This window comes from Streptomyces sp. NPDC090045 (genome assembly GCF_044747975.1).
GTDB lineage: Bacteria > Actinomycetota > Actinomycetes > Streptomycetales > Streptomycetaceae > Streptomyces.
The window spans coordinates 477,953-491,138 of sequence record NZ_JBIVFA010000001.1; the positions used below are offsets into that span (position 1 = coordinate 477,953).

13 protein-coding genes are annotated in these 13,186 nt (G+C 70.7%); 7 read left to right on the top strand and 6 right to left on the bottom strand.

Annotated elements, in window-relative coordinates:
• Positions 1 to 29 precede the first annotated feature (29 nt).
• Complete coding sequence (gene era / locus ACIPYQ_RS02150) at positions 30 to 980, top strand: GTPase Era (protein ID WP_319723838.1); 951 nt, start codon at positions 30 to 32, stop codon at positions 978 to 980.
• 49 nt (positions 981 to 1,029) lie between these two features.
• Here the strand turns inward: era and ACIPYQ_RS02155 are convergent, their stop codons facing one another.
• The 4 genes from ACIPYQ_RS02155 to ACIPYQ_RS02170 form a co-directional block, all read right to left on the bottom strand.
• Positions 1,030 to 1,719, bottom strand: a complete 690-nt coding sequence (locus ACIPYQ_RS02155) for a class I SAM-dependent methyltransferase (protein WP_401245330.1) — start codon at positions 1,717 to 1,719, stop codon at positions 1,030 to 1,032.
• A gap of 107 nt (positions 1,720 to 1,826) precedes the next feature.
• Positions 1,827 to 2,675, bottom strand: a complete 849-nt coding sequence (locus tag ACIPYQ_RS02160) for a GNAT family N-acetyltransferase (RefSeq protein ID WP_401245332.1) — start codon at positions 2,673 to 2,675, stop codon at positions 1,827 to 1,829.
• A 27-nt stretch (positions 2,676 to 2,702) separates the two neighbouring features.
• Positions 2,703 to 2,972, bottom strand: a complete 270-nt coding sequence (locus ACIPYQ_RS02165; RefSeq protein ID WP_361761361.1) for a protealysin inhibitor emfourin — start codon at positions 2,970 to 2,972, stop codon at positions 2,703 to 2,705.
• 9 nt (positions 2,973 to 2,981) lie between these two features.
• Positions 2,982 to 4,055, bottom strand: coding sequence for a M4 family metallopeptidase (locus tag ACIPYQ_RS02170; RefSeq protein ID WP_401245335.1), 1,074 nt, complete (start codon positions 4,053 to 4,055; stop codon positions 2,982 to 2,984).
• A gap of 366 nt (positions 4,056 to 4,421) precedes the next feature.
• Between ACIPYQ_RS02170 and leuA the strand changes: the two genes are divergently transcribed.
• A complete protein-coding gene (leuA, locus tag ACIPYQ_RS02175; protein WP_361761355.1) occupies positions 4,422 to 6,185 on the top strand; it encodes a 2-isopropylmalate synthase in 1,764 nt (587 codons plus the stop codon).
• Between the two features lie 73 nt (positions 6,186 to 6,258).
• Here leuA and ACIPYQ_RS02180 read toward each other — a convergent pair whose 3' ends face one another.
• Positions 6,259 to 7,017: an SDR family NAD(P)-dependent oxidoreductase gene (locus ACIPYQ_RS02180; protein WP_401245337.1), complete on the bottom strand. Its 759-nt coding sequence runs from the start codon at positions 7,015 to 7,017 to the stop codon at positions 6,259 to 6,261.
• Positions 7,018 to 7,232: 215 nt separating this feature from the next.
• On the opposite strand from ACIPYQ_RS02180, the gene ACIPYQ_RS02185 reads away from it, so the two are divergent.
• Entirely contained in the window at positions 7,233 to 7,928 is a 696-nt protein-coding gene (locus tag ACIPYQ_RS02185; protein ID WP_327413949.1) for a TerB family tellurite resistance protein, read from the top strand.
• Between the two features lie 5 nt (positions 7,929 to 7,933).
• On the opposite strand, the gene ACIPYQ_RS02190 is transcribed toward ACIPYQ_RS02185, so the two are convergent.
• Entirely contained in the window at positions 7,934 to 8,797 is an 864-nt protein-coding gene (locus tag ACIPYQ_RS02190) for an alpha/beta fold hydrolase (RefSeq protein ID WP_361761349.1), read from the bottom strand.
• A 55-nt stretch (positions 8,798 to 8,852) separates the two neighbouring features.
• Between ACIPYQ_RS02190 and ACIPYQ_RS02195 the strand changes: the two genes are divergently transcribed.
• From ACIPYQ_RS02195 to ACIPYQ_RS02210, 4 genes are all read left to right on the top strand, one after another.
• Complete coding sequence (locus tag ACIPYQ_RS02195; RefSeq protein WP_401245340.1) at positions 8,853 to 9,434, top strand: TetR/AcrR family transcriptional regulator; 582 nt, start codon at positions 8,853 to 8,855, stop codon at positions 9,432 to 9,434.
• Positions 9,435 to 10,004: 570 nt separating this feature from the next.
• Positions 10,005 to 11,489 carry a nucleobase:cation symporter-2 family protein gene (locus tag ACIPYQ_RS02200; RefSeq protein WP_401245342.1) on the top strand — a complete coding sequence of 495 codons (1,485 nt, stop codon included), beginning with the start codon at positions 10,005 to 10,007 and terminating at the stop codon, positions 11,487 to 11,489.
• Positions 11,490 to 11,586: 97 nt separating this feature from the next.
• The gene (gene recO / locus ACIPYQ_RS02205) at positions 11,587 to 12,333 is read left to right on the top strand and encodes a DNA repair protein RecO (protein ID WP_351598787.1); all 747 of its coding nucleotides are present in this window, start codon (positions 11,587 to 11,589) and stop codon (positions 12,331 to 12,333) included.
• 11 nt (positions 12,334 to 12,344) lie between these two features.
• Entirely contained in the window at positions 12,345 to 13,166 is an 822-nt protein-coding gene (locus ACIPYQ_RS02210) for an isoprenyl transferase (RefSeq protein ID WP_361761339.1), read from the top strand.
• Positions 13,167 to 13,186 lie beyond the last annotated feature (20 nt).

A 13,186-nucleotide genomic window follows, 5' to 3' on the forward strand; every position in this document is an offset into this window, starting at 1 on the left:
GGTCGGCGCTGGGAGCGGCATCGGGGAGAATGGCCCGTATGAGCGATCGTTCCCCCGAGTCCACCAGCCCGCACCGTGCGGGCTTCGCCTGCTTCGTCGGCCGCCCCAACGCGGGGAAGTCGACCCTCACCAACGCACTCGTGGGCACCAAGGTCGCGATCACCTCCAACCGGCCGCAGACCACCCGCCACACCGTCCGCGGCATCGTGCACCGCCCCGACGCGCAGCTCGTCCTCGTCGACACGCCCGGCCTGCACAAGCCGCGCACGCTGCTCGGCGAGCGCCTCAACGACGTCGTACGGACCACCTGGGCCGAGGTCGACGTCATCGGCTTCTGCCTGCCGGCCGACCAGAAGCTCGGCCCCGGCGACAAGTTCATCGCCAAGGAGCTCGCGGGGATCAAGAAGACCCCCAAGATCGCCATCATCACCAAGACCGACCTCGTCGAGTCGAAGGTGGTGGGCGAGCAGCTGATCGCCGTCCACCAGCTCGCCGAGGAGCTGGGCTTCGAGTGGGCCGAGATCGTCCCCGTCTCGGCGGTCGGCGACAGCCAGGTCCAGCTGCTGGCCGACCTGATCGCGCCGCTGCTGCCGGAGAGCCCGCCGCTGTACCCGGAGGGCGACCTCACCGACGAGCCCGAGATGGTGATGGTCGCGGAACTGATCCGCGAGGCCGCGCTGGAAGGCGTACGGGACGAGCTCCCGCACTCCATCGCCGTGGTCGTCGAGGAGATGATCCCGCGGGAGAACCGCCCGGCCGACCGCCCGCTGCTCGACATCCACGCCAACGTCTACATCGAGCGGCCGAGCCAGAAGGGCATCATCATCGGCCCGAAGGGCTCCCGCCTGAAGGAGGTCGGGATGAAGTCGCGCAAGCACATCGAGGCACTGCTCGGGACCCCGGTCTTCCTCGACCTCCACGTGAAGGTCGCCAAGGACTGGCAGCGGGACCCCAAGCAGCTCCGCAAGCTCGGCTTCTGACCTGTTCGACGCGCCGGACTCCGTCCGGCGGTCTTCGGGCCGGGGCGCGTCAGCGCAGCCGCCGCACCTTCACCACGTTGTCCGGACGGGTCCCGGGCCGGCCGTCGGGCCCGTTCAGGGCCTGTACGTGTTCCTCCGCGAGGAGGACCTCCCACGCCCCCTCCGCCAGCTCCAGCTGCGCGAGGACCTCGTCCGGGGTGGGGAAGCCGATGCCCGCGAGCCGGTCCGGGTCCCAGGACGGCCCGCCCGCGTGGCCGACCACCAGCAGGACCCCGCCGGGGGCCACGGCGTCGGCGGCCGTGCGCAGGACCCGGGCGCGCGGGAAGTCCCCGTAGTTGTGCAGGAAGCACGCCGAGACGAGGTCGAACTCCCCGTCGGGGAAGGACTCGGTGAAGTCGTGCCGCTGCCACTCCACCGCGTCGCCCACCCCCGCCTCGGCGGCGTGCTCGGCCGCCCGGCCGAGGGCGACCTTCGAGATGTCGGTGCCGGTGACCCGCCACCCCCGGCGGGCGAGCCAGACGGCGTCGGCGCCCTCGCCGCAGCCGAGGTCCAGGGCCCGGCCGGGGGTGAGGTGCTGGACCTCCCGGACCAGGGCCTCGTTGGGGTTGCCGCTCCAGATGCGCGTGCTCTCGCTGTAGCGCTCGTCCCAGAACTGCTCGTCGCCCTCGCGGGGGGCGGTGGAGCCGTGCGCCTGCGTGTGCGTGTGCTCGTGCGTGTGCTCGGGTTCGTACTTCGGCATGGGGGCCTCTTCCGCTACGGGTCTCGGTGGTCCCGATGCTCCGCCCGGACCGGCGCTCACGGCAAACCTTGTTGCCGGTCCGGCAAAACCACCCCGCGCGACCGTCCCTACGCGGCGCCGGCCGGCGGCTCCGCGATCAGGGCCGTCGCCACCCGGCGGAAGCCGATCCGGGCGTAGATGCGGGCCACGTCCTCGTCGCCCGCCGAGAGGAAGACCGTACGGGCGCCCCGCGCGCGGGCCTCCACCACCAGCGCGGCCGTGACCGCGAGGGCCAGGCCCTGCCGGCGGGCCGACGGCAGGGTGCCGACGCCCACCACCTCCGCGATGTCCCCGACCGGGTTGAACATGCCGGAGCAGAGCACGACGCCGTCCCGTACGGCCGCGGCCATGGCCCCGGTGCCCGCCGCCAGCTTTCCGGACACCCGGGACCGGCCCTCCTCGGCCGAGGGTTCCGCCGTCGCCGCGGCCAGTTCCGCGGGTCCCGCCTCGCCCACCGCCGTGCCCGGGGCCGCGAAGGCCAGGGCCGGGACCGTCACCGCGGCGGTCAGCAGCGGGTCGTCCGCGCCGAGCAGACGGACCTCCGGATGCGGGGGGAGGGCGTCGGCCGAGGGGTCCAGCACCATCAGCGGATGGGCGTGGACGTACAGTCCCGCCGCTTCCACGGCGGCCCGCAGCGAGGGGCTGGTTTCGGCCACCCACTCGAACGCCTCGGGGATCCCGAGCTCCCGTTGACGGGACAGCACCCGCTTGACGTCCTCCGCGGTGGCGGTGGCGGTGGCGGTCGCGTCGCCGGAGCCGCCGAGCACGGGCCGCGCGTAGTACGGCCAGCCCTTGCCCTCCTGGACGAACAGGGTCAGCGGGCCGAAGTCCTCGGCCCGCGCCCCGCCCACCCGCGGCACCGTGTCGTAGTACCGCTCCAGCTCGGACAGCGTCGAATCGATCATGTGGTCGGTCATCCGGACATCCAAGCAAAACGGTGCTGCTCAGGCACCCTCTTTCAGGACCCGCGAGATCAGCGTCCGCTGCGCCTCCGACAGGCCCGGCTCGGCGCAGGAGACCGTCCGCCCGTCCACCGTGATCCGGTACGAGAAACCGTCCCGCACCCGGTCCGCCGGATCGCTCGGCGGGCCGGGCCGCAGCGCGAGCTGGGCCAGGGCCCGCCACTCGTCCTCGTCCGGCCGGCCCGAGGTGTCCACCTCGGCCCGGCGCTCGATGCCCGCGAAGCCGCCCGTCCGTACCACCTGAATGCGCATGGGAGCGGTCTACCCCGCGAGCGGGACGCCCACCGCGGACCACGCCTTCTGCAAGGCCTGGTGCTCCGCGCCGCCGTCCCCGTACCGGGTCACGGCCGCCGCCGTCGAGAGCCGGGCGAAGTCCTCGAAGTCGGCGTTCGAGGCGAGCTCCCCGCCGGTCAGGGTGTCGTACCAGATCTGCCCGGCCCGCTCCCAGGCCTTGCCGCCCAGTTCGGTCGCCACGATGTAGAAGGCGTGGTTGGGGATGCCGGAGTTGATGTGGACCCCGCCGTTGTCGCTGTGGGTGTTCACGTAGTCGTCCATCGTGGCGGGCTGCGGGTCCTTGCCGAGCTCGTCGTCGTCGTACGCGGTCCCCGGCGCCTTCATCGAGCGCAGCGCGACCCCGGTCACGTTGGGCCCCAGCAGTCCGGCCCCGATCAGCCAGTCGGCCTGGTCGGCCGTCTGCTCCAGCGAGTACTGCTTGATCAGCGAGCCGAAGACGTCGGACATCGACTCGTTGAGGGCGCCCGACTGCCCGCGGTACCTCAGGTTCGCCGTGTACTGGGTGACCCCGTGGGCCAGCTCGTGCCCGATGACGTCCACCGACACGGTGAAGTCGAGGAAGAGGTCCCCGTCCCCGTCGCCGAAGACCATCTGCTGACCGTCCCAGAAGGCGTTGTTGTAGTCCTCGCCGTAGTGGACGGTGGCGTCCAGCGGCAGCCCGGCATCGTCGATCGAGCGCCGCCCGAAGCCCTTCAGGAACAGGTCGTACGTCGCGCCGAGCCCCGCGTAGGCGCGGTTGACGGTGGCGTCCTTGCTCAGCGGATCGCCCTCTCCCCGGACCTTCTTCCCGGGCAGCTGGGTGCGGTGCTGGGCGTCGTAGAGGGTCCGGTCCGGTGCGTCGGAAGCCGGCGCACCGAGCGTGGGCACGATCCCGCGGACGGCGGTGACCCGGCGCCGGGTGCGCAGCAGGGAGTCGCGTTCGAGGGTGCGCTGGGCGAGATCGGCGCGCCGCGAGTCCCCGGACAGGGCGGCCTTGTCGAGGAGGTGCGGCGGCACGACGGTGCAGAAGACGGGGTGGCGGCGAGCGTGGGAGGCATCCATGCCCGGCAATGTGGCAGTGAGTCATGGCGGTGTCACTACCTGCGACCATGATTCATTCGCTTGTCTGAAAGTGGTGGCGCCGAATTGACGGATCGCCCTGACCCGGGTGCTTTGAAAGAGGCTTAGCTCACATTTGGTGCAAATCGGACGCCCGGGTCTTGCATACTGAAACAGGTCCTCGCGTCACCGCGCGGCTCGGCTAGGCTCGGCCCATCATGCGTTTCGGGCTGCTTCTCCTTAGCTGCCGCGGCGAGGGTCTGTAGTCGTAGGCCGGCCCCCTCCCCGCGGAGTTTGGTGTTGCGGTTTTTACGACCGCCGTCGGCCGTTCCAGCGAACTACACGCGGACACGCGAGGAGCCCAACGCCATGAGCCAGCAGCCTTTTGTCGGTCGCCCCACGCCCATCACCAACGCGACCCACACCCAAAAGTCCTCCGGGATGCCGATCCACAAGTACGGCTCGTACGAGCAGGTGGACATCCCGGACCGCACGTGGCCCGATGCCCGCGTCACCAAGGCTCCCCGCTGGCTGTCGACCGACCTGCGCGACGGCAACCAGTCGCTGATCGACCCGATGACGCCCGCCCGCAAGCGCGAGATGTTCGACCTGCTGGTGCGCATGGGCTACAAGGAGATCGAGGTCGGCTTCCCGTCCTCCGGCGAGACCGACTTCGCCTTCGTGCGCTCCATCATCGAAGAGGGCGCGATCCCGGACGACGTCACCATCTCCGTACTGACCCAGGCCCGCGAGGACCTGATCGAGCGGACCGTGGAGTCCCTGGCGGGCGCCAAGCGGGCCACCGTGCACCTGTACAACGCGACCGCGCCCACCTTCCGCCGGGTCGTCTTCCGCGGCTCCAAGGAGCAGATCAAGCAGATCGCCGTCGACGGCACCCGCCTGGTCATGGAGTACGCCGAGAAGCTGCTGGGCCCGGAGACCACCTTCGGCTACCAGTACAGCCCGGAGATCTTCACCGACACCGAGCTGGACTTCGCCCTGGAGGTCTGCGAGGCCGTCTGTGACGTCTGGCAGCCGGCCGAGGGCCGCGAGATCATCCTGAACCTGCCCGCCACCGTGGAGCGCTCCACGCCGTCCACGCACGCGGACCGCTTCGAGTGGATGGCCCGCAACCTGACCCGCCGCGAGCACGTCTGCATCTCCGTGCACCCGCACAACGACCGCGGCACCGCCGTCGCCGCCGCCGAGCTGGCCCTGATGGCCGGCGCCGACCGCATCGAGGGCTGCCTGTTCGGGCAGGGCGAGCGCACCGGCAACGTCGACCTGATCACGCTGGGCATGAACCTGTTCTCCCAGGGCATCGACCCGCAGATCGACTTCTCGCAGATCGACGAGATCCGTCGCACCAGCGAGTACTGCAACCAGATGGAGGTCCACCCGCGCCACCCCTACGCGGGCGACCTGGTCTACACCGCCTTCTCCGGCTCCCACCAGGACGCCATCAAGAAGGGCTTCGACGCCATGGAGGCCGATGCGGCCGCCCAGGGCAAGACCGTCGACGACATCGAGTGGGCGGTTCCGTACCTGCCCATCGACCCGAAGGACGTCGGCCGCTCCTACGAGGCCGTCATCCGGGTCAACTCGCAGTCCGGCAAGGGCGGCATCGCGTACGTCCTGAAGAACGACCACAAGCTGGACCTGCCGCGCCGCATGCAGATCGAGTTCTCCCGGATCATCCAGGCCAAGACCGACGCCGAGGGCGGCGAGGTCACGCCGAAGGCGATCTGGTCGGTCTTCCAGGACGAGTACCTGCCCAACCCGGAGAACCCGTGGGGCCGGATCCAGCTGCGCTCCGGTTCGACGGCCACCGACAAGGACGGCACGGACACGCTGACCGTCGAGGCGGTCGTGGACGGCGTGGAGATGGTCCTGGCCGGTACCGGCAACGGCCCGATCTCGGCCTTCTTCGACGCACTGGCCGGCATCGGCATCGACGCCCGCCTGCTGGACTACACCGAGCACACCATGAGCGAGGGCGCCTCGGCCGTGGCCGCCTCGTACATCGAGTGCGCGATCGACGGCCGCGTCCTGTGGGGCATCGGCATCGACGCCAACACCACCCGCGCCTCCCTGAAGGCGGTCATCTCCGCCGTCAACCGCGCGGGCCGCTGATCCCCCGCAGCCCATCGCCCGTACGTGTGCCCCGTCCCTCCTACCGGAGGGGCGGGGCCGCGTCGTTCCGGGCTCAGCGGGCCAGGTAGCCGCCGTCCACCGGCAGCACCACGCCCGTCACGAACGAGGCCGCGTCGGAGGCCAGGAAGGCGATGACCCGGGCCACCTCCTCCGGCTCGCCGAGCCGGCCCATCGGGTGCGCCCCCGCGATCTCCTCCAGGTACTCCGGCCCGCCCGGCTCGTCCTTCAGAGCGATCACCCGCTCCGTACGGATGGTGCCCGGTGCCACCGCGTTGACCCGGATCCCGCGCGCGGCCCACTCCACCGCGAGGTGCTTGGTCAGCCCCGACGCGACGAACTTCGCCGGTCCGTACGCCGCCTGGCGCGCCTGCCCGGCCACCCCCGAGATCGAGGACACGCAGACCAGCGCCCCGCCGGGCCGTGGCTGCGAGATCATCGCCTCGATGGCGTACTTGCAGGTCAGGAACATGCCCCGGCCGTCGACGGCCATGACGTGGTCCCAGTCCTGCGGACTGGTCTCCCGTACGTCCGAAAGGGGGAGCACCCCCGCGTTCGCCACGGCGACGTCGAGGCGCCCGTACGCCTCGACGGCGGCGGCGACCATCGCGCGGTTGGCCTCCGGATCGGACACGTCACCGGCGACCGCCGTGACGGCGCACCCCTCGGCGGCCAGTTCCGTACGCAGGGACTCCACCCCGATGCCGTTGATATCGGCCGCGGTGACCCTGGCCCCGGAACGGGCCAGCAGCACGGCGGTGGCCCGGCCGATCCCGCTCGCGGCGCCGGTCACCAGACAGGACTTCTCGTTCATGCGGCCGACCTTAGGGGGAGCGCGACGGGAGCACGGGGAGGACGGGGGCGGGCGCGGGGGCGCAGATCGGCCAAGTGCGCGCCCCGGCACATGTTGTCTTGTCACACGACTGACGCATCCTCACCGATGTGGCTAACATCACGCCAACCCGGCGATGCTGCCGTGGTGGTCCCTCCCGTGCCCGCGGGGCGACGGGGGAGTTACGGAGGTGCGACGTGCTGCCAGTTCGGGGTGGGGACGGCCGGAAGCTGACGGTCTGGGGCATCCGTACCACCTGGAGCACCGTGGGCGACGGGGAGTTCTTCTGCCCCGCCTGCGGTGGAGACCGCAACTACCGCAGGCGCACCGGGCGACGCCGGTTCACCGTCGTCGGGGTGCCGCTGCTGCCGCGCGGGCAGGCGGGGCCCGTCGTCGAGTGCCAGGGCTGCCGCGCCCGCTTCGACACCGACGTCCTGGACCACCTGACCACCACCCGCTTCACGGCCCTGCTGCGCGACGCCGTGCACACCGTCGCGCTGGCCGTGCTGACCGCGGGCGGGACGGCCTCGCGCAGCGCGCTGGAGGCCGCGGTGGGCGCCGTACGGGCCGCGGGCTTCCCGGACTGCACCGAGGAACAGCTGGAGTCCCTCGTGGAGGCCCTGTCCACCGACGAGGGCCGGCTCGGGCTGTACGACGTCCCGGAGTGCTGCGGGGCCGCGCTGTCGATAGAGCTCCACGAGGCCCTGGAGCCGCTGGCCCCGCACCTGGCGGGCCCGGGCCGCGAGTCGATCCTGCTGCAGGGCGCCCGTATCGCGCTCGCGGACGGCCCGTACACCCCGGCCGAGCGCGAGGTGCTCGCCACCGTCGGCGCGGCGCTGCGGATCGACGCGGACGAGGTGGAGCGGCTGCTGTCGGCGGTGCGCGCGCCCTAAGGGGCTCAGGGGGTGCCTTCGGCCCCGGCGAGGGGCGTCTGCGCGATGAACCGGCGCAGAGCCGTGCAGAGGCCCGCCGGGTTGTCCAGCGGGATCAGCGTGCGGGCGTCGGGGATCTCCTCGTACCGGCCGTGCGGCAGCAGACCTGCGAGCCGGCGGCCGGTCTCGGGCGGCATCATGCGGTCCTCCGCTCCCCAGGCGACCAGGGCCGGACGGTCGAAGGAGCGCAGCCGTTCGGCGGCCCGCAGGTACGTGTCCTTGCGGGTGCTGCGCAGGAACGCGGTGAAGTCGCGGCGGACGGCGGGATCGGTCAGCAGGGGGCGGTACCAGCGGCGGACGAGTTCGTGCGGGATCGGCCGCTTGGCCATGCCGCCCAGCGAGCTCTGCAGGCCGGCGAGGAAGGGCGACCGGAAGGACTGCAGGAGCAGGAAGACCCCGCCCGGGACGCGGGCGGCGGCCTGCAGGGTCCGGCCCTGGACGCCCGGCGGGTAGTTGTCGAGCGCCTCGCAGGAGGTGAGGACCAGGCGGCCGATGCGGTCGTCGTGGTCGCCGACGAGGAGCTGGGCGGTCCCGGCGTCGTTCTGGACGAGGGTGACCGCACGCAGGTCGAGGCGGTCCATGAACTCGGCGAGCAGGGCTGCGATCCCGTGGGCGGACAGGTCGGCGCCCGGGCGCATGGCGCGGCGGTGGCTACCGAGGGGCAGGACGGGGACGACGACGCGGAAGTCCGCGCGCAGGTCCGCCACGACGGGCTGCCACAGGGACTCGTCGAAGCCGAGCCCGTGGACGAGGACGACGGTCTGGCGCGCCGGGTCCGCGCCGGTGTCGGTGTAGTCGATGACACCCGAGGTGAGCTCGATGACAGGCACGCTTCCCCCACTGGACAGGTTCTAGATAGACCGATCTAGTGAGAGGCTAGCCGTGATGACGACGACAGGCGATACCAGAGCCCGCATCCTGACCGCGGCGACCGAGCTGTTCCGGCGCCAGGGCTACGCGGCCACCGGCATGAAGCAGATCGTGGCGACGGCCGAGGCCCCGTACGGATCCGCGTACCACTTCTTCCCGGGCGGCAAGGCCCAGCTGGGGGAGGAGGTCGTACGCACCTCGGGGGCGGCCTATCTGGCCCTGATCGGGGAGCTGTTCGGCGAGGGTGCGGCACCCGATCCCGTGGACGCCACCCGCGAGGCCTTCCTGGGCGCGGCCGCGACCCTGGAGTCGCTGGACTTCGCCGACCCGTGTCCCATCGCCACGGTCGCCCTGGAGGTGGCCAGTACGCACGAGGGCCTGCGGCGGGCCACGGCGGAGGTGTTCGCCTCCTGGATCGACGCCCTGGCCGGCTCCTACGCCTCCTGCGGCATCGACTCCGCGCGGGCCACGGCGACCTCGGTGATCGCCCTCCTGGAAGGGGCTTTCATGCTCGGCCGCGCGAACCGTTCCCCGGAGCCGGTGATCACGGCGGCTTCGGCGGCGGCCGCGATCGTGTCCGCGGCGCTCCGGAATTGACCCCCTCTCCTCTCGCGGGGGGAGCATGTCCCGGAAACCGTACAACTCATACCGGAATCCGTACGAACTGCGGCGAATTCCGGTAACGATCCGGCTTCGCGCACGTGAACCGAGTTCCGCCGGCGCTCGTGCAATGGGCGGAGGCGCACCCTCAGCGCTCGGTGGATCACCCAACCGAGTGGCCGGAATCATGCGCTCAGATTTGCGCCACGGAATGACGTGAACCGTGCGCTGGCTGGTCGCGGCGGGTGGTATTCGCAGTCGCGCATCCGGAACGGACATCTCGGCAGAATCTGGCCATACTCCGCCGATGCGCTGTGCGCCATGGGAGAACCCTCCAAAGCGAAGATCGCCAAGCCTCAACACTTTGTGGAAGTCGACGATATCTGTGAGCGTCCCCACAGGCGTTCAATTCCGGTCACACGGGGAGACGCGGCCGGTAACACAGTCGGGCTTCGATTCGCGTGAACGTACTGACAACCCTGGCGGAAAACGGGATAGCGACCCACTCCGGCCAGGGATAACCAGAGATTCCTCTCAGTTACCTACCTTTTGAAGGGCAAGGCAGAGATGGCACGTGTCGCCGCCCGGCTTTCCACCGATGGAGAGCGGAGCACGCACCCGGTCGACGAGGTGCTCCCCCTCCCCAAGCTCGCGCTGTACGGCTTCCAGCACGTACTCGCCTTCTACGCCGGCGCGGTGATCGTCCCGATCATCGTCGGCAACGCGCTGAAGCTGAGCCCTGAACAGCTGGTCTACCTGATCAACGCAGACCTCTTCACCTGCGGCATCGCCTCGATCATCCAGGCCTGGGGCATCGGCCGGATCGGTGCGCGCCTGCCGCTGATCCAGGGCGTGACCTTCACCGCCGTGTCCCCGATGATCGCCATCGGCCTCGGCGCGGGCGGTGGAACCGCCGCCCTGCTGGTCATCTACGGCGCGGTCATCACCGCCGGCATCGCCACCTTCGCCTTCGCCTGGCTGCCGGCCAAGGCGTTCCGGGCGGTCATGCGGCTGTTCCCGCCGGTCGTCACCGGCACGGTCATCACGGTGCTGGGCATCGTCCTGATCCCGGTCGGTCTCAACGACGCGGCCGGCGGCCTCGGCAGCCCCGACTTCGGAGACCCGAAGAACTTCGCCTACGCCGGCGGCACGATGCTCTTCATCCTGATCCTGATGAAGCTCGGCAAGCAGTTCCTCTCCAGCATCTCGATCCTGCTCGGCCTGGTGGTCGGCACCGGGGTCGCCTTCCTCCTCGGGGACGCGAAGTTCGGCGACGTGAGCAAGTCCGACTGGGTCGGTGTCACCACCCCGTTCCACTTCGGCGTCCCGAAGTTCGAGTGGTTCCCGATCGTCCTGATGCTCATCGTCATGCTGATCACCATGGTCGAGACGACCGGTGACACCTACGCCGTCGGCGACATCGTCGGCAAGGACGTCGACAGCGAGACCGTGGCCCGCGCCCTGCGGGCCGACGGCGCCGCCACCGCCCTCGGCGGTGTCCTGAACTCCTTCCCGTACGTCGCCTTCGCCGAGAACGTCGGCCTGGTGCGGATGACGAAGGTGAAGAGCCGGTTCGTGGTCGTCGCCGCCGGTGTGTTCATGATCATCCTGGGCCTGCTGCCCAAGGCCGCCGCGATCGTCGCCTCCGTCCCGCACGGAGTCCTCGGCGGCGCCGCGACCGTCATGTTCGCCATGGTCGCCCTGGCCGGCATCCAGACCCTGGCCAAGGTGGACCTCAAGGAGGAGAAGAACGCGCTGATCGTCGGCGTCTCCCTCGCCTTCGCCCTGCTCCCCGCGACCGTCCCGGTCTTCTTCACCAAGTACATGGACGCGGACCTCGCCTCGCTCCTCAACAGCGGTGTCACCCTCGGTGCCACGGCCGCCATCGTCCTCAACCTGGTCTTCAACGGCCTGGCCAAGGACGACGCCCACGGCGCCGCCGAAGCCCCCAAGGCCGAGCTGCCCGCCCAGCCCGTGGCCGCCCCGGCCGGCGCCGAGAAGGCGGCCGGCACCGAGAAGGCGGAAGACAGCGAGACGTCCTCCGCCGGCTGATCCTCCCAAGGGGTGGTGGCCCCTCGTCCGGACCAGGGTCCGGACGAGGGGCCATTGCTGTCCCCGCGCGGGTGCCCGCACAGGCGACAATGGGCGCATGAGTCTGTTCCGCGACGACGGCATCGTGCTGCGCACCCAGAAGCTGGGTGAGGCGGACCGCATCATCACGCTGCTCACCCGGGGCCACGGCCGGGTCCGGGCCGTCGCCCGCGGGGTCCGGCGTACGAAGTCCAAGTTCGGCGCCGGGCTGGAACCTTTCTCCCACGCCGACGTGCAGTTCTTCGCCCGCGGCAGCGAACTGATCGGCCGCAGCCTCCCGCTCTGCACCCAGACCCAGATCATCGCCCCGTACGGCAACGGCATCGTCACCGACTACGCCCGCTACACCGCCGGCACCGCGATGCTGGAGACCGCCGAGCGGTTCACCGAGAACGAGGGCGAACCCTCCGTACAGCAGTACCTGCTGCTCGTCGGCGCCCTGCGCACGCTCTCGCGCGGCGAACACGAACCGAACCTCATCCTCGACGCCTTCCTGCTGCGCTCCCTCGCCGTCAACGGCTACGCGCCCAGCTTCGACGACTGCGCGAAGTGCGGCATCCACGGCCCCAACCGGCACTTCTCCGTCGCCGCGGGCGGGGTCATATGCGGGGACTGCCGGGTGCCCGGCAGCGTCGTACCCTCGTCTGAGGCCATCGCCCTGCTCAGCGCCCTGCTGACGGGCGACTGGGGGCATGCCGACGCGTGCGAGGCGCGTCACGTGCGGGAGGGCAGCGGGCTGGTCTCCGCCTATCTGCACTGGCATCTGGAGCGCGGGCTACGCTCCCTGCGATATGTCGAGAAATAGGAGCTGGGCACATGGCACGACGCGGGATTCTGGGGCGCTCTCGCCGCGAGTACAAGGTTCCCGAGCCGCACCCGTCCGGTGAGCGCCCGCCGAAGATCCCCGGCGAGCTCGTCCCGAACCACGTGGCGGTCGTCATGGACGGCAACGGCCGCTGGGCCAAGGAGCGCGGTCTGCCGCGCACCGAGGGCCACAAGGTCGGCGAGGGCGTCGTGCTCGACGTGCTCAAGGGCTGCCTGGAGATGGGCGTCAAGAACCTCTCCCTGTACGCCTTCTCGACGGAGAACTGGAAGCGCTCGCCCGACGAGGTCCGCTTCCTGATGAACTTCAACCGCGACGTCATCCGGCGCCGCCGCGACGAGATGAACGAGCTGGGCATCCGCATCCGCTGGGTCGGCCGCATGCCGAAGATGTGGAAGTCGGTCGTCCAGGAGCTCCAGATCGCGCAGGAGCAGACCGTCGACAACGACGCCATGACCCTGTACTTCTGCGTGAACTACGGCGGCCGCGCCGAGATCGCGGACGCGGCGCAGGCGATCGCCCGCGACGTGGCGGCCGGCCGGCTGGACCCGTCGAAGGTCAACGAGAAGACCTTCGCGAAGTACATGTACTACCCGGACATGCCGGACGTGGACCTGTTCCTGCGCCCGAGCGGGGAGCAGCGCACCTCCAACTACCTGCTCTGGCAGAGCGCGTACGCCGAGATGGTCTTCCAGGACGTGCTGTGGCCGGACTTCGACCGGCGCAACCTGTGGGCGGCCTGCCTGGAGTACGCCCAGCGCGACCGCCGCTTCGGCGGCGCCGTCCCCAACCAGCCCGAGGGCCCGACGGGCTGAACCGGGCTGACCCGCGGGTA